At 71.1% G+C, this 15,051-nt stretch carries 11 protein-coding genes and 1 pseudogene; 4 read left to right on the top strand and 8 right to left on the bottom strand.

The annotated features are described in order from the left end of the window. Positions 1-69 precede the first annotated feature (69 nt). From ACLQ3B_RS28495 to ACLQ3B_RS28485, 3 genes and pseudogenes are all read right to left on the bottom strand, one after another. Positions 70-540, bottom strand: a pseudogene (locus tag ACLQ3B_RS28495) (hypothetical protein); the annotation flags it as partial. Then, a complete protein-coding gene (locus ACLQ3B_RS28490) occupies positions 537-1,694 on the bottom strand; it encodes a purine phosphorylase (protein ID WP_425783766.1) in 1,158 nt (385 codons plus the stop codon). The pseudogene ACLQ3B_RS28495 and the gene ACLQ3B_RS28490, both read right to left, overlap by 4 nt. Then, positions 1,691-2,419, bottom strand: a complete 729-nt coding sequence (locus ACLQ3B_RS28485) for an NUDIX hydrolase (RefSeq protein WP_425783765.1) — start codon at positions 2,417-2,419, stop codon at positions 1,691-1,693. Before ACLQ3B_RS28485 ends, ACLQ3B_RS28490 begins: the two co-directional genes overlap by 4 nt. A 355-nt stretch (positions 2,420-2,774) precedes the next feature. On the opposite strand from ACLQ3B_RS28485, the gene ACLQ3B_RS28480 reads away from it, so the two are divergent. Then, positions 2,775-3,881, top strand: a complete 1,107-nt coding sequence (locus ACLQ3B_RS28480; RefSeq protein ID WP_425783764.1) for a nucleotide disphospho-sugar-binding domain-containing protein — start codon at positions 2,775-2,777, stop codon at positions 3,879-3,881. A 139-nt stretch (positions 3,882-4,020) separates the two neighbouring features. Next, positions 4,021-4,683, top strand: coding sequence for a pentapeptide repeat-containing protein (locus ACLQ3B_RS28475; RefSeq protein ID WP_425783763.1), 663 nt, complete (start codon positions 4,021-4,023; stop codon positions 4,681-4,683). A gap of 169 nt (positions 4,684-4,852) precedes the next feature. On the opposite strand, the gene ACLQ3B_RS28470 is transcribed toward ACLQ3B_RS28475, so the two are convergent. After that, complete coding sequence (locus ACLQ3B_RS28470) at positions 4,853-5,638, bottom strand: DUF6928 family protein (RefSeq protein WP_425783762.1); 786 nt, start codon at positions 5,636-5,638, stop codon at positions 4,853-4,855. Between the two features lie 421 nt (positions 5,639-6,059). Here ACLQ3B_RS28470 and ACLQ3B_RS28465 point away from each other — a divergent pair, with 421 nt between their 5' ends. Beyond that, positions 6,060-6,626, top strand: a complete 567-nt coding sequence (locus ACLQ3B_RS28465) for a dienelactone hydrolase family protein (RefSeq protein ID WP_425783761.1) — start codon at positions 6,060-6,062, stop codon at positions 6,624-6,626. Positions 6,627-6,704: 78 nt separating this feature from the next. Here the strand turns inward: ACLQ3B_RS28465 and ACLQ3B_RS28460 are convergent, their stop codons facing one another. Continuing rightward, on the bottom strand, positions 6,705-7,634 hold the full coding sequence (locus ACLQ3B_RS28460; protein ID WP_425783760.1) for an NADP-dependent oxidoreductase: 930 nt from the start codon (positions 7,632-7,634) through the stop codon (positions 6,705-6,707). A 50-nt stretch (positions 7,635-7,684) separates the two neighbouring features. Here ACLQ3B_RS28460 and ACLQ3B_RS28455 point away from each other — a divergent pair, with 50 nt between their 5' ends. After that, positions 7,685-8,332 carry a TetR/AcrR family transcriptional regulator gene (locus ACLQ3B_RS28455; RefSeq protein WP_425783759.1) on the top strand — a complete coding sequence of 216 codons (648 nt, stop codon included), beginning with the start codon at positions 7,685-7,687 and terminating at the stop codon, positions 8,330-8,332. Positions 8,333-8,468: 136 nt separating this feature from the next. On the opposite strand, the gene ACLQ3B_RS28450 is transcribed toward ACLQ3B_RS28455, so the two are convergent. The 3 genes from ACLQ3B_RS28450 to ACLQ3B_RS28440 form a co-directional block, all read right to left on the bottom strand. Next, positions 8,469-9,161, bottom strand: coding sequence for a hemerythrin domain-containing protein (locus tag ACLQ3B_RS28450; RefSeq protein WP_425783758.1), 693 nt, complete (start codon positions 9,159-9,161; stop codon positions 8,469-8,471). Positions 9,162-9,251: 90 nt separating this feature from the next. Then, positions 9,252-12,536, bottom strand: a complete 3,285-nt coding sequence (locus ACLQ3B_RS28445) for an ATP-binding protein (protein WP_425783757.1) — start codon at positions 12,534-12,536, stop codon at positions 9,252-9,254. Positions 12,537-12,619: 83 nt separating this feature from the next. After that, complete coding sequence (locus ACLQ3B_RS28440; protein WP_425783756.1) at positions 12,620-14,878, bottom strand: AAA family ATPase; 2,259 nt, start codon at positions 14,876-14,878, stop codon at positions 12,620-12,622. Between the last annotated feature and the right edge of the window lie 173 nt (positions 14,879-15,051).

The following is a 15,051-nucleotide window of genomic DNA, read 5'->3' as shown; positions in this document are numbered from 1 at the left end:
GGACCACCGGCCAGTCCGTGACCAGATCCCTGATCGCCTACGACCACTGAACCAACTTCGGACTTACTCGTCTAGGTGACCGTAGATTCCGTCACGCTGACGCTTGTTCAGCGAGTCAATCTCCTTGATTACAACATCAACCTCGGTGGCGCGGACGGGTGTCAAGAGATGAATGATGACCTTCAACCCTGCTGCCCACTCGTCGTGGTCGTCGAGGTGCGGCAGGCTCGCGCAGATGGCCTTGAGGTGATCCAGTTCCTCGTCGGCGAGTTGGCGCAGAGTGCGTCCGCTCAACAGGGCGATGAGCCGGTAGAACTGGACCTCGGTCGTGACGTAACCACGGGCGACAGCCTTCTCGATGAGCGTGCGCGCCTGATCACGGACCCGCCCGTCGAGGTAGTTCAGCGCGAAGGCGAATTGCTCCTCTGGGCTGGAGCCCGGTGGCACTCGGTAGAAGTTGATGTCGCCGTGGACTATCCCGGCCTGTACGCCGACGTGCGCGTCGCCTTGGGCGACGTTGGTCGCGGTCGGTGTCGTCATGAGGTGCCCCGGACCACAGCGATGATTGCCGCAAGCCGTGCCGCGAGCTCGGTCACGTCGGATACCAGGCCACGTAGCCGTTTGAGCGCGACGATCAGCCCGCTTCTCTTCTCAGGCGTGGTTGCCGTGAGGCATTCCGTTGCCGTGTGCAGCTCCGACTCCGCAGCGGCGTAGGTCTCTTCGTCCAACTGTCCGTCGAGGTGGGCCTGCTTGAGATGTGTTCGCAGGTCAGCGATGCTTGCTGCCACGTTGGTCGGCCGATCAGCGTCGGCTCCGACGGTGACGTTGCCGTAGATCTGCCCGGCCTGCACTCCAACGTGGGCGTTCCCGCTGGCGATGTTGCGGTTGGTCGTCGGCGTCATGGGGCTCCCCTCGCGGTCCGCGCCGCCCAGGCTGGTTGGCGTCTCGATGATCAGTTCTTGCGCCAGCGCGGTGGCGAACGCGGCGGCGTGACGTGCGGCCTTCGGCTGCCAGTTCTGTCCGTCGGTAGCTGCCTTGCTGCCGTCTGCGTGGTCGCTAATGCCGCGTACGACTACCACGGGCAGGGCATGGTTGAGGTGCCCGGCCTGAGCCACATCGGCCGCTTCCATCTCAATCGCCACGGCATCGTTGTAGTGCTGGCGGATCCAGCGGGCCTGTTCGGAGAGCCCCGAGTCCTGCACGACCTCGCCTGCAGCGATCGGTCCGAAGTGGACGTCAGGTGCTGCGTCTACAGGAAGTCCGCGACGCCAGGCGGTGGACCTGGCGACGTGCTGGGCGATTTGGTCGGCCTCATGGGGGATCTCCCACGCCTTCGGTCGGGCCTTCAGACCGTCGTCCTCGCTGGTGCCGCCGTGATAGGCGTAGATCTTGCTGGCGACGACGACGTCACCCAGCCGGATGTTGGGCCACAGGCCACCTGCGACGCCGACGAACAGCACAGCGGCTGGGGAGAATTCGGCTATCGCGCGCTCTGCGAGCACCGCAGCTGGATGGTTGCCCTTGCCGACAAGCCCCAGGGCAACCCTGCAGTCACTCTGGTTGATCCGGCCGACCTCGAAGCGGGTGCCGGCCGGGTGTCTGCGCACCTGCAGGTCAACCAACAGGTCGCGGACTGCTCCGTATTCGAGGTTCAGCGCCGTGAGGATCACGACGAAGCCGCTGTTCGTGCTCACGCTGTCTCCTTGTCTGCCTGGCCATGAGGTCGGGTCATCGGAGGGTGAAGAGTCGTGCGGGGCCCGGGGCGAAACAGTCGGGCGGGACGGCCACCTTCGGTCTTGCGGCTCGCGCCGGCGGAGACGATGAAGCCGTCCACGCTCTGCACTTTCCGGTAGAAGTTCCGCGGATCGAGCGTCACTCCCCATACCGCTTCGTAGACGTCCTGAAGCTCTGCGATCGTGAAGGTCGGACCGCAGAAAGCGGTGGCGAGTGCCGACCGCTCCAACTTCTCCCGCGCCCGTTCGACACCGTCGGTCAGGATCTGTTGATGGTCGAAGGCGAGCCGCACGCCTTCGGAGAGCGCCCGTGCCACCGGGGTCCAATACGCCTTGCTCGCATCGGTGCCCGCGACCGGTTCGGGTAGTCGAGGGGCGATGGCCAGGTAGACCGCAGAGATCACTCGCCCTCGGGGGTCACGATCTGGCGCGCCGTAGATACCAAGCTGTTCGAGGTGCAACTGATCCAGCCCCAAGTCCGCCTCCTCAGCAAGCTCTCGATAGGCGGCCGTCACGAGGTCTTCCTTCTCGTGGCTGAGGAAACCGCCGGGCAAAGCCAAAGAGCCCTGGTAGGGCTCAATGCCGCGCTCGATCAAGAGCACGTGGAGTCGGGATTCCCGCAAGGTGAAGATGACGAGATCAACCGCAAGAAGGACGGTCGGCGGTACCCAGCGATCGTCGGACATGACCTGACAATAGGCTTGCTGTCATTCTGACAGGAAGACTGATTCGTGTCGGATTTCAGCACTCCAGGCATACCGGATGGCTACTTTTGTCGGTTGACAGTCCAGACGTTGATCGAGCCGCCTACCTCGTCAGCGGCCAGGATCAGCGGCGAATGGGTTCGATGATCTGCGAGCACCTGGTTCAGTCTCAACATGAACTGTTTGGACTTGTCTTTCTCTCGGACTAATTGGGCATTCGCCGAGGTGCGCGTCAGACATCTATTCCTGACTTAGTTGCAGTGCGGTTCGGCACATGCCAGTGCCGTAGGCCGGTGGCGGGCTCCGCCGCCGGCGTGATCGACATAGAATCTCGCCCATGCGCGTCCTGGTGGTCTCCGCCCCGCTCGTCGGGCACGTCTTTCCGCTGGTGCCGCTCACGGTCGCGTTGCGCGACGCCGGCCATGAGGTGCTGCTGGCCACCGGCGGCGGTGGCCTGGCCGCCGCCGACGCGGGTCTGCCGGTGCACGACGTCGCGCCGGGCTTCGACTTCGGCCGGATCGCGCTGCGGGTCTTTCCCCGACACCCGCTGATCGCCCGCGCGGAGATGGCTGGCACCGCCGACACCCGGGGCGCCGGCCTCCTCTTCGGCGCCCTCAACGATCAACTCACCGACAAGGTCGTCACGCTGGCCACCGAGTGGCGGCCGGATCTGGTGCTCCACGAGCCGTTCGCGGTGGCCGGCGCGGTGGCCGCCGCCCGGCTGGGGGTACCTGCCGTACGCCAGGAGAACTCCCTGTTCGACGGCCGGGACCTGGTCCGCGCCACCGTGGCCCGACTCGGCGCCGCACTGCGCCGGCACGGCCTGACCGAGCTGCCGCCGCCGGCCGCCGCCCTCGCCGTGGCCCCGCCCAGCGTCGCCACCCAGGGTGGCTGGCCGATGCGCTACACGTCCTACGTCGGTGGCGGCGAGCTGCCGGCCTGGCTGCGCGAACCGGGTGAGCGCCCCCGGATCCTGGTCACCCGCAGCACGTTGACCGGCCCGGGCGATCGAGGGCCGATGCCCGCCGTGGTCGCCGCCGCCGCCGAGGTGGACGCCGAGATCGTGCTGGTCCGCCCCGACGAGCGGTCGGCCCGTTCGTTGCCCGGCAACGTGCGGGTGGTCGACTGGATTCCGCTCGACGAGGCGTTGCCGGCGAGCGCGGCGCTGGTGCACCACGGCGGGGCGGGCAGTGCCTTCGGCGCCCTCGCCGCCGGCCTGCCCCAGCTGGCCACCACCGGTCCGGGGGACCGGCGGCACAACGCCGAGTTGGTGGCCCGCCGGGGTGCCGGCCTGGCGCTGCGCCCCAAGGACATCACCGCGCGGGCGCTGACCCAACTGCTCACCGACGACCGCCTGCGTACCGCTGCGGCGCAGGTCAGCCGTGAGATCGCCGCGATGCCGCCACCGGCCGACCTGGTCGCGCGGCTGGCGGCACTGGTCTGACTCTTAACTTGCGGGTCACGTCGTAACGACGGACCGCAGGGATGGCGGCCTGGTCGCAGAGTTGCCGGCCTGAAGTAGCTCCCGCCACGGGACGCGCGGGGTGGCGTGCCCATCCCGCGCGCACACAGGTTGAGGACACATGCGTACCACCACGATCGGCGACGTGAAGGTCCTGCTGCCGGACCTCGAACCGGACGACCTCGACACCACGACGAACCTTGCCGACGGCCTCACCGACGCGCTCGTCGAGGGTGCCGCGTGGCACGGCTCGCACCTTGAGGACGCTCGCATCCGCAGCAGCCTGATCACCGGCGTGGACGTGAGCGGGAGCACCTGGGAAGCCGGCGGCCTCTACGGTTGCGAGATCACCCGCACCGACTTCTCCGGGGCGACCCTGACCGGCCTCACCATGGAACGCTGCGCCATCACCGGCTCCCGGTTCACCGGCACCAGGCTCACCGACGTACGCCTCAAGGACGTCCTGTTCGACGGCTGCCGCTTCGACTACGCCACCTTCCAACGCCTCACCGCAGCCGGCTCGGTCGCCTTCACCGACTGCACTCTCACCAACGGCGTGTGGTCCTCCTGCCGACTACAGCGCATCGTCCTGCGGTCATGTGACCTCGCCGGCCTGGAATTGGACGCTTGCCACCTCGACGGCACCGACCTGCGGGGCAGCCGGCTCCAGGGCCTCAATACGCCGCTGGACAACCTGCGCGGGGTCACCCTCGGCGAGGACCAACTTCCTGACCTCACCCGGCTGACCGTCGCCGCCCTCGACCTCACCGTCCGCAACAAATGAGGCTCACCGAGGACAACCGGGTCCTTGAAGCTGCAGCCGCCCGCTCGAACAGCCGCTGCCTCGACAAACGCCTCGCCGACCTCGAAGCCGAACTCCTCGACGCCCAGATGTCGAAGCCGACAAGGAGCTCCGCTTCTTCCTCACGGTGACCAACCGCAAGTCCCAAGAGTCACGGCACAGCGGGCGGATGTTCCTCTTTAAACTCGTCTGAGCTGACCTCCAGCATCTTGCCGGCCGGGCCCATCCGGAACATTCGCGGCGGCCCCATGTCGCGCCTCGCCTGTTCGTAAGCCGCCTCGCGGGCTTCCTGCTCCTGACCGGAAGGGTCACCGACGCGGAAGACATGCATGTGAACGCTGTCGGCATCGATGCTGTCCGGATCAGGCACGCCTTCAATGACGAAGCCGAACAACGCGCTCAGCGCTACCTCGCCTAAATCCAAGGGATGGAACGGCAGCGGATAGGGATCTTGGTCCTCCCACGCCGGATCCAGCTCGACCGGATGCAGGCCGTTCCAGTAAGGGCGCTCGAAGTCGAACGGCTCACCGATGTTCTCCTCAATGCCGCCGTCGGGCGACAGGCTCAAGGAGCGGATCAGCTTCCCGTCCTCCCAGACAGCGAAGCAGAGCCAGTCCACGACCGAGTGCATGCCGTGCATGATGATCCGCCTGCCGGCACCGGCTCGGAGCAGGTGCTCAGGCAGTTCCGACGGACGGTCGAGGACAAGTCTGCGATCGCACAGCAGCTCAGCTCCGGGCAGGACCGTGGCATGAATGATGTCGTCGGGCGGATAGGTCACATCGAGAGTGCTGTGGCCCTCCGGCGTCACGTCGTACCCGGGAAGAATCTCCCGGACAACGGCTTCCGCCTCTGCTACGTCGGACGGGGTCGCACCCAGCAACGCCGGCCGCAAGTCGCCGTCGGTGAAAGCCAACAGAGCAGTCTTCGCCCCCATGACGCCTCCTGATCTGCCTGCGCCTGCCCGCACCATACCCGGGAATGATCATGGCTGACTGTCCGGCGAGGCTCGCTAGGGGCTCGATCAACCGGATGAGCTCACCGCCGAGCACCTGAGCGGCTGGCACGTCGCCCACGACGTCCTGGGCTGGCCCGACGAAATCGTCCTACCCCGAGACCACCGGACTGAGCGAGGCCGTCGTGACCATCGCTGCCGTGGCCGGGCCGCCCCAGACAGGACGCGATGACGATGCGCCTCCGAGCTTTCCGTCCCGGTAGAGCAGCTCAGCCGGCTACCGATGTCGCCGTTGGCCAACATCGGTCCCGAGTGGCTCCCCGATGCCTAGACTCGACCATGATCATGCTTCCGCTCCGCGTGGCCACACCGGACGGCCGGTCGGCTGCGGCAGGATGACCGGATGCGACACGTCGTGCTGTTCCACTCCGTGTACGGGCTGCGGCCCGCCGTGCGCGCCGCCGCCGACCGGATGCGCGCCGCCGGGCACCAGGTCAGCACCCCTGACCTGTACGGCGTCCCGGCCGCCGACACCGTCGAGGAGGGGTTCGCGCTGCTCGACAAGATTGGCCACGAGGTGGTGCTGGACCGGGCCCGGGCCGCGCTGCGTGACCTGCCACCGGAGACGGTCCTCGCCGGGTTCTCGATGGGCGCCGGGGTGGCCGGGGCGTTGCTGGCCGAACGCCCCACAGCAGCCGGTCTGCTCCTGCTGCACGGTACCGGCGGGGCCCCGGACGCGGTCCGGCCCGGGTTGCCGGTGCAGCTGCACCTCGCCGACCCCGACCCCTATGACGCGCCGGACGAGGTCGACGAGTGGCAGCAGGCCATGACCGATGCGGGCGCCGACCTGACGGTCTTCCGCTATCCCGGCGTGGGCCACCTGTTCACCGACCCGGGCGTGGCCGAGTACTCCCCGGACGCCGCCGCGGCGGTCTGGCCGCGCGTGCTGGCCTTCCTGGCCGCCGGCTGAGCACCCGTCCCGCGGACCGCGGGCGACCACCCCCGGCCGCTCGCTCGGGTTGGGTGGACCAAGGCGGGGTGGGGCGCCCTACGGCGTCAGCACGATCTTGCCGCGCGCATGGCGGGACTCACTCAACTCGTGGGCGGCGGCCCCCTCGTCCACGGAGAACACGGCCGCGACGGGCACAGTGAAACGACCCCGTTCGGCGAGTTCGCCGGCGGCGGCGATTCCTTCGAGAGCCGGTGTGTCCGCGCCGGGGCCAGAGCCGCGCGACAGGTGCACGCCGTGGGTCGCGGCGTTGATGTCGGCGATGCTCACGACCCGGTCCGGGCTCGCGACCAGGCCGACCAGGTCTGGCACAGAACCAGAGCCGGCACAGTCGAGTACGACATCCACCCCGCCGGGCAGCAGAGCGTGGACCCGCTCGGCCAGCCCGGGGCCGTAGCTGGTCGGGATCGCCCCGAGCGAGGCGACGAATTCATGGTTGCGGTCGCTGGCCGTGCCGATGGCAGCCGCGCCGCGAGCGATCGCGAGCTGGATCGCGGTCGTACCGACCCCGCCGGCCGCGCCCTCGATCAACAGCGTGGTGCCGTCCTTGACGCCCAGCCGGTCGAGCACTCGGGTGGCCGTCTCGATGTTGCCCGCCGCGCCCCCGGCCTGCTCCCAGGTCAGGGCGGCCGGCTTTCGTGCCCACGCGGCCAAGACGGCGTATTCGGCGTTCGCTCCGCCCATCTGGGCGTAGTCCGTTATCCCGAAAACCTCGTCGCCTATCCGAGCCGTGGTCACCCCGTCACCGACCTCATCCACCACGCCCGCGGCGTCGACACCGGGCACGTGCGGCAGGCGGAGCGGAATCCAATCCTGGAATCGGCCGGCGCGGACGTACGTGTCGGCCGGATTGACGCCCGAGGCTCGAACCGCCACCCGTATCTGGCCGGGTCCAGCGTGCGGCTCCGGTGCCTCCGAGACCTCAAGGACACTCGCGGGACCGTACTTCGAAAATTGCAAAGCCCTCATGCGGACGGACGCTAACGCACGCCGCTGTCCGCCTCGCTAAAGTGAGAGTCGTGACCGATCGTTTGCCTCACGCTCTTCGCTCCGACGCCCTGGACAACCGCGAGCGCATCCTCGAGGCCGCCCGCGCGGTCTTCGCCGTTGACGGCCTGGACGTGCCGATGCGGGAGGTCGCCCGGCGCGCCGGGGTTGCGCCCGCCACCCTGTACCGCCGATTTCCGACCAAGGAGATGCTGGTCACCGAGGCATTCGCAGAACAGATGCACGTGTGTCGCGCCGTTGTCGACGAGGGCCTTGCCAATCTGGATCCATGGCAAGGTTTCTGTCTCGTGATCGAGAAAATGTGTGAACTGCACGCACGCGACCGAGGCTTTACCGCAGCCCTTGTTTCCACCTTTCCGCATGCGGTTGATTTCGACGCGCGCCGTGAATACGCACTCAGAGCGATCGACGAACTGGCCCGGCGCGCCAAGGAGGCGGGTCGCCTGCGCCCCGACTTCGTCCTGGACGACGTACTCCTCGTGCTCATGGCCAACAGCGGTATCCACGCGACCTCGCCGGCCAGCCAGGTCAGCGCTTCCCGGCGCTTCGCCGCGCTCGCCATCTCGGCGTTCCAAGCCTCCCCGGACGCCTCGCCGCTCCCGCCCGTAGCGCGGTTGGCGCCGCCGCCATCGGTATCCGGACGCAGCCAGGTGGGCTAGGACCCCGATGACACTTCGCCGGCCCGGACCGTCGCGTCGATCATGTTCAGGGCGACGCGGGGTTTGGTCGCGAAGCCGACCCAGCCGGGTCGGGCGAGCCCCCGACTCGGCTGGGTCGATGACTCGCCGACCTCGCTCAGCGGGCGCTGGCGCCGATGCGCGGGGGAGTGGCGGTGCCGTGCACCCGCTTGGCGTGCCGGGCGTAGAGCCGGGGCGCGATGATCGGCATGAGCAGCCGGGCCGGCAGCGGGGCGTGCGCCAGCACCGCCTTGACCACCTCCGGGTCGCCCTCGTACATGGCCAGGCCGAAGGCGAGCGGCAGCTGCTTCTTCGGGGACTTGCTCATGCCGTGCTCGCCGAGTTGCATCCACTCCCGGGCGGTGACGTGCCGTTCCGCCAGCGGCAGGATCTGGCTCTCCTCCAGCGCCATGTGCTCGATCAGCGCGGCGCGGAGCTGCTCCAGGGCGTCGGTGAGCTGCTCGCCGCCGCGTCCGGTGCGGCGCCACTGGGGGAGCAGGGTAACCACCGCCGCGTGGGCGTCCTCGATGGCGTGGTGCTGCGCCTCCATGGTGGGGACGATCGCCGCGGCCTCCGCGCCGCCGCGCTCCAGCAGCCGAGGCCACAGCAGCAGGTCCTCGCCCTCGTGGTGCAGGTGCAGGATGTGGCAGAGCATCTCGGCGTGGGCGCCGACGACCTCCGCGCGCGTGGCGTCGCCCGGCGTGACGCCGCTGACGAGCTGCGGTAGCAGGCTGAACTCGCGACGGAGCGCCGAGTGCGCCATGTACATGTCGCGTACGTCGGCCATGGCTTCGCGGTGGTTCTGGTTCACGGTGACCTTTCCGAGGGATCAACTGGCACAGATGTGTTGATCATGCTCGGTGTCACTTGGAACCGGCTTGGAATCCACAAACCGTGACGGTCAGTCGGCCAGGGCCGCCGTCGCCTCGGCCAGCCAGTGCGGCGACTCCCACCGGCGGGCCACCCGCGCGGCGAGGGTGAAGTGCCGGGTCGCCTCCTCGGTGCGGCCCAGGAGCCGGAACAACTCCCCGAGCGTCAACGCGACCGGCCGCACCACGGCCGCGGTGGTGGAGAAACCGGCAAGTTGGTCGCCTACCGGGAGCAGCGCGTCGATCACGGGTCGGGCCAGGTCCCGTCGACCCAGCGCCACGATGACCATCCCGCGTACGGTGAGCAACGCCGACTCGAAGTAGTCCGGGCGGTAGGTGTGCCGCCCGACCGGCATGGCCCGCGCCTCGTCCACGCGTCCGCTTCCGATCAGCGCCAGCGCCAGCAGGTCGTCCACGATCGGGCCCAACGACCTCCGTATCCGGCGGGTCGCCTCCAGGTGCTCACCGAAGCGCCCCTGGCTGATCAGCAGGGTCCCGGTGGAAAAGTAGTGGAAGGCCTCGGCGTGCAGCGAACCCTGCCGCCGCATCTGCACGGCGACCTGGTCGTAGTGTCCCCGTGCGGCGGCGAAGTCGCCGGCGATGTGCGCGAGGGCGCCCAGCGAACACAGGTTGATCGTCTGCGCCTCGTTGAGCTGGTACGTCTCGGCCAGCCACCCCTGCCGGGCGACGCTGAGGCGCAGTTCGTCCGGCTCGTTGAGCGCGGCCGCGCAGTGGCCCAGCGCCTGCTCGGCGACCGAGCGGTAGGCCACCAGCGCGTGCTCGTCGGCGAGGTCGCGCAACTCCACGGCGAACGCCCGCCGTTCCGGCGCCTCCCGCTCGTAGCTCATGGTGCGCAGCCGCGCGGCCAACCCGAGGGCGCGCAGCTCGGGGTCGTCCAGCCGCCGCGACAGGGTCAGCGCCTCCCGTCCGGCCGCCACGCCTCGCGGATCGGATTCGCCGTCCAACTCGGTGGCCAGCGCATCGAGCAGCCGGCAGCGGGCGACCGGGTCCAGGTCGTCGGCGCGCAGAAGCCGGGTGAGCAGCTCGACGACGCGGTGGTCCACCACCCCGTACTCGTGGGTCAGCCACGGGGTGGGGACGGTCCACGCGGTGAACGCCGCGACCAGCAGGTCGTCCCGGTCGGCCTCCGCGGCGACGTCGATCGCCCGGGCCCGGGTCAGCCGGGCGCCGGCCACCGCACCGGCCCGCGCCTGGGCGCGCAGCAGTCGTCCGAGCAGGTCGACCCGGAGCGCGTCGCGGTCCCCGGCGACAGTGGCGGCGGCCTCGACGGCGTTGCTGAGCAACTCGATCGCGGCGTCGTACGCGTACCGCCGCTCGGCCAGTTCGGCGGCCCGGACGCCGTAGTCGACAGCCAGTGGCGCGGTGTCGGCCGACGCGGCGCGGGCGTACTGGTGGGCCAGGGCCGGGTAGTCGTCGGGCCGCAGCCGGCGGGTGGCGGCGGCGATCCGCGCGTGCAGGCGGGTGCGGCGCAGCTGCGGCAGGTCGGTGTAGATGGTGTCGCAGACCAGGCCGTGTACGAACCGCACCCGCCCGGGCGCCGGTTCGGTGAGCAGCCCGGCGGCCAGTCCGGCCTCCAGCGCCCGCAGGACGGTGCCCTCGTCGGTGCCGGCGGCGTCGACGAGCGTGCGCACGTCAGCCTCCCGCCCGACGGCCGCGGTGAGGCGCAGCACCGACACGGCCGTCGCCGGCAGGCGGGAGAGTCGTCGGCGCAGCACGTCGCGTACACCCTCGGGCACGTCGGAGGTGGCGACGAGCGTGCCCTCGGCGGCGAGCAGCCGCGCCGACTCCCGGACGTAGAACGGGTTGCCACCGGTCCGCTCGGCCAACGCGGTGACCGTGTCCGGGTCGACGGTGGTCCGGGCCAGCGCGCCGAGCAGCCGTTCGACCTCGGGTGTGCTCAGACCGCCCAACGGGATCCGCTGCGGTGACCGGCGGGCCAGGACGGCCATCGTGTCGCCGAGCCGCTCGGCGTTGTCCGCGGGCCGCAGCGCCGCGACGAACAGGACGGTGCCGGTGGTCATCTCGGTGACGCTCTGCAACAGGAGCAACGTCTCGGCGTCGGCGGCGTGCAGGTCGTCGAGGATCACGGCGACCGGCCTGCGGGTCGCGGCGGTGTCCAACCAGGCGCCGACGGCGCGGTGCAGCCGGAACCGGCCGGCGGTGACGTCGCCACCGGGCTCAGCGTCGCCCCCGCCGAGCAGCGGGGCCAGCGCGGGTGCCATGTCGCCCGGGGGTGCCTGCTCGGCGAGTTGGCGCAGCGCCTCGACCCAGGCCCAGGCCGGCGGGGCGCCCTCGACCTCGGGGCAGCGGCCGACGGCGACCAGCCAGCCGTGGGCGCTGAGCTCCTCCCGGAAGCGAGTGAGCATGCTCGTCTTGCCGGCCCCGGCCTCCCCGCTGACCAGCGCGACGCGCGGCCCGCTCGCCACCGCGTCGGCGGCGGCCCGCCGGAGCGCCTCCAGCTCGACCTCCCGACCGACGAAGACCTCCTCGGACACCTGTCGCTCGGCGCGAGCCGTCGTCGCCGGCACGGGTGGCAGCAGGTCGAGCCGCTGGCCCAGGATGGCGGACTCCACCTCGACCAGCGCCGGGCCCGGGTCCAGTCCGAGTTGGTCCGCCAGGGTCGCCCGCGCCCGGCGCAGCGCGGCGAGCGCGTCGCCCTGCCGACCGGTACGCCACAACGCCAGCGCCAGCAGCCGCCAACTCTCCTCCCGCAGCGGCGCCTGCCGGGTCAACAGTTCCGCCTCCGGCACCGCCTCGGCCGCGTCACCGCAGCGCACCGTCGCGTCGAGCAGCAGCTCCCGGGCGCCGAGCCGCAACTCCTCCAGCCGCAGCACCTCCGGCTGCGCCCACGGCTCACCGGCGAACTCGGCGTACGCCCGACCGCGCCACAGCTGGAGCCCGCCGCTCAGCAGTTGACGTGCCCGGCCCGGATCGGCGGGGCCGACCGCACGTGCCTCGGCGAGCAGTGTCTCGAACCGAAAGGCGTCGACGGCGTCGGCGGGCAGCCGCAGCGCGTAGCCCGGTGGCGCGGTGATCAGAACCCGGGCCGGCGCTCGGCGCTCGCGGGCCGGCTCCAGAACGCGGCGCAGATGCGAGACGTACGCCTGGAGGGAGGCGATCGCCCGGGGCGGCGCATCACCCCGCCACAGATCCTCGATCATCTGACCGACGGAGACGACCTCGCCACGAGCCGCGAGCAGCAGCGCGAGCACGGCGCGTTGACGGGGGCCGCCGAGGTCGACCGGCCCGCCTGTGTCGATCTCGACCTCAAGCGGCCCGAGCACCCGTAGCAGCATGACGGAACCAATCCTAGTCACGCTGGTGGACGGCTCACCCGTTCCTGCTGGGCAGTGAGCAGCCAGCTCACCACTGCGCGGAGTCAGGCGGAGGCTGCCAGGCCGTCCGGTCGGCGGACCAACGGCGGGCGGGGTATCGCCCGTACCCTGCCCGGCGGAGCGCCAACGTCGGCCCGCGTCCACCGCCCAGCCGAACCCAGTGGCGTCGGCGCGGCGGGCCGTCCGATGTCCCGGGGCGCATTACCGCCCGCCCCGAGCGGAGACAGCGACGCCGCCGTGGCCTGCGTCGGCGCTACGTCGTCCATTGCGGTGACGGCTCGAAGCCGGCGTGCGACAGCCCTACGGTCGGTGCCGGGGCCCGACACCGCGGGACGGGCGGCCATCGTCGGGGCGGGATTGGGTCGCCTCAGCGCCGTCGGGTCGGTGGCACCGCCCGGCCCCACCGGGGTCAGCGCCGCGAAGACGGCGTCGAGGCGTCCGGCCCGAGCGCCGACCGTGTCGAGGCGCACGATCTCGGCGCTCCTCGCCGCCGGGCCGTTGAGCGCACCGGCGCGAACGGCGCCAGTGTGCTGCCCGGACGGGTCGGCGTCCCGGTGCGCGCTGTCGAGGTGCGGGACGCCGGCGACCCGGCGCTGGAAGACGGCCCGTAGGGCGCGGGGCAACCGCTCGGCGGCGACCTGGCGCAGCGCGGGCGCGGCGAACGCGTACCCGTCGACGTGGTGGGGGAGCAGCAGCCCGGTGGCGACCAGCCCGCGCAGCGCGGGTGCGGACCGGCCGGGCCTCCAGCCGAGTGCCCGGTCCACGGCCGCGCCGGAGATCAGGCCGCCGAGGGTGCCGGCGGCCATCAGCACCGCCCGCCGCTCACCGTCGAGGTGGTCCAGTTCCGCGCCGACGGCCCGGCGTACCGCCTCGGGCAGCGGGAGCGCCGCCGGGTCGGCACCGTCCACGACCGACGTGACGTACGCCGCCGCGTGCCCGGGCCGGCCTCCCACCAGCGGCAGCAGCCGGTCGACCAGGGCCACCGGCTGCCCGGCCCGGGTGAGCAGGTGGCGCAGCAGCCGTCCGGACTGCACCGTGGCCAGCGGTCCGATCGTCACCCGTCGGGCCGGGCCGGGCCGGGCGTCGGCCCACTGCGGCTGGTGCACGGTGAGCAGGGCCAGTGGCAGCCCGCGTTCCGTCGCCGCGCCGAACAGCGCGTGCAGGAACCGGCTCACCGCCGGCGCGGCCCGGTCCAGGTCGTCGACCGCCACGACCAGCGGCCGGTGGGCGGCCAGACGCAGTAGGACCTCCCGGCAGATCGCCGCGCCGGCGAGGGCGGCGGCGGAGTCGTCCGGTGTGGTCAGCATCCGCTGGAGCACCGGGACGGCGGTGGCCACCCTGGTCGGCGGGAACAGCGGCGTCAGGGCGGCGACGAGCCGGTCATGGACCGCCGCCGGGCCGTCGCTGGGCCGGATCCCGGCGAGGCCGCGGAGCAGGTGCGCGACCGGCGCCAACGCCTGATCGGGGTACGGCTGGCAGGGCGCCACGCACCAGCGGACCGACAATCCGTCCACCGTGGTCAGCCCTCGGGTCAGTTCGTGCAGCAGCCGGCTGCGTCCACTGCCGGTGGGACCGACCAGGGAGATCCACCGTGGCGTCCTCTCCCGGATGGCCCAGCCCAGCTGATCGCGGATGGTCGCCAGCTCGCGGCGTCGACCGATCAACGGGCCGTCGTGCCGCTCGGCACTGGGGCGTACCGGGCCGACGGCGTGCCAGATCGGCATCGGCGGCACCCGGCCGGCGACCGGCACCGGCGCCAACTGGCGTTGGGCGATCAGGCCGGCGGTGGCACGGGCGGTGACCGCGCAGAGCGCGACGGCGCCGGGTGCGGCGTACTCCTGCAGGCGGGCCGCGGTGGTGATCACCGCGCCGCTGGCGACGCCGTGCCCTCCGGTGACGACGTCGCCCAGGTCGACCACGACCTCGCCGGTGGCGACTCCGACCCGGACGCGCAGCCTGATGTCGCCGACCATGGGCCGCCGGTCCAGCGCGGCCTGGATCTCGAGGCCGGCGCGCACCGCCCGGTACGCGTCGAAGCCGTCGGAGTGCCGAGCGCCGAAGAGCGCCATCACGGCGTCGCCGACGTACTTCTCCACCACCCCCTGCCAGCGGTGCAGCACACCGGCGACGGTGTCGAAGTAGGCCCGCTGCAACGCTCGGACGTCCTCCGGGTCGAGTCGGTCCACCAGGGCCGTGGAGCCGACGATGTCCGCGAAGAGGACGGTGACGACGCGCCTCTCCTGAGGCACCGGCCAGAGCGGGGTGACGGTCCGTTGCGTGTCGACGATGATGCTGGTGGTCATGGGTGTCGCACCGGCCCTTCTTCCCGCTGTTGCCTGATCACCTCCGGAGGTTGGCATTCCTGGGCCGACGGGGGATCTGCAGAACGACGTATGTCGGCCACCTGCAACCTTTAGTCGCAAAGTCGACGCGAGGAGTACCACAAGCGGTAGGCGGCCGTAGAACGGTGTGGGGC

Origin of the sequence: Micromonospora sp. DT53 (assembly GCF_049841535.1) — a bacterium.
In the GTDB taxonomy this organism is placed as follows: Bacteria; Actinomycetota; Actinomycetes; order Mycobacteriales; family Micromonosporaceae; genus Micromonospora.
The sequence above is the reverse complement of the archived record's forward strand: the minus strand, read 5'-3'. Positions and strand labels throughout refer to the sequence as shown.

Excerpts from the sequence above, each read along its gene's own strand:
- ACLQ3B_RS28485 (WP_425783765.1), bottom strand. The coding sequence starts at position 2,419 with ATGTCCGACGATCGCTGGGTACCGCCGACCGTCCTTCTTGCGGTTGAT.
- ACLQ3B_RS28480 (WP_425783764.1), top strand. The coding sequence starts at position 2,775 with ATGCGCGTCCTGGTGGTCTCCGCCCCGCTCGTCGGGCACGTCTTTCCG.
- ACLQ3B_RS28475 (WP_425783763.1), top strand. The coding sequence starts at position 4,021 with ATGCGTACCACCACGATCGGCGACGTGAAGGTCCTGCTGCCGGACCTC.
- ACLQ3B_RS28470 (WP_425783762.1), bottom strand. The coding sequence starts at position 5,638 with ATGGGGGCGAAGACTGCTCTGTTGGCTTTCACCGACGGCGACTTGCGG.
- ACLQ3B_RS28465 (WP_425783761.1), top strand. The coding sequence starts at position 6,060 with ATGCGACACGTCGTGCTGTTCCACTCCGTGTACGGGCTGCGGCCCGCC.
- ACLQ3B_RS28460 (WP_425783760.1), bottom strand. The coding sequence starts at position 7,634 with ATGAGGGCTTTGCAATTTTCGAAGTACGGTCCCGCGAGTGTCCTTGAG.
- ACLQ3B_RS28445 (WP_425783757.1), bottom strand. The coding sequence starts at position 12,536 with ATGCTGCTACGGGTGCTCGGGCCGCTTGAGGTCGAGATCGACACAGGC.
- ACLQ3B_RS28440 (WP_425783756.1), bottom strand. The coding sequence starts at position 14,878 with ATGACCACCAGCATCATCGTCGACACGCAACGGACCGTCACCCCGCTC.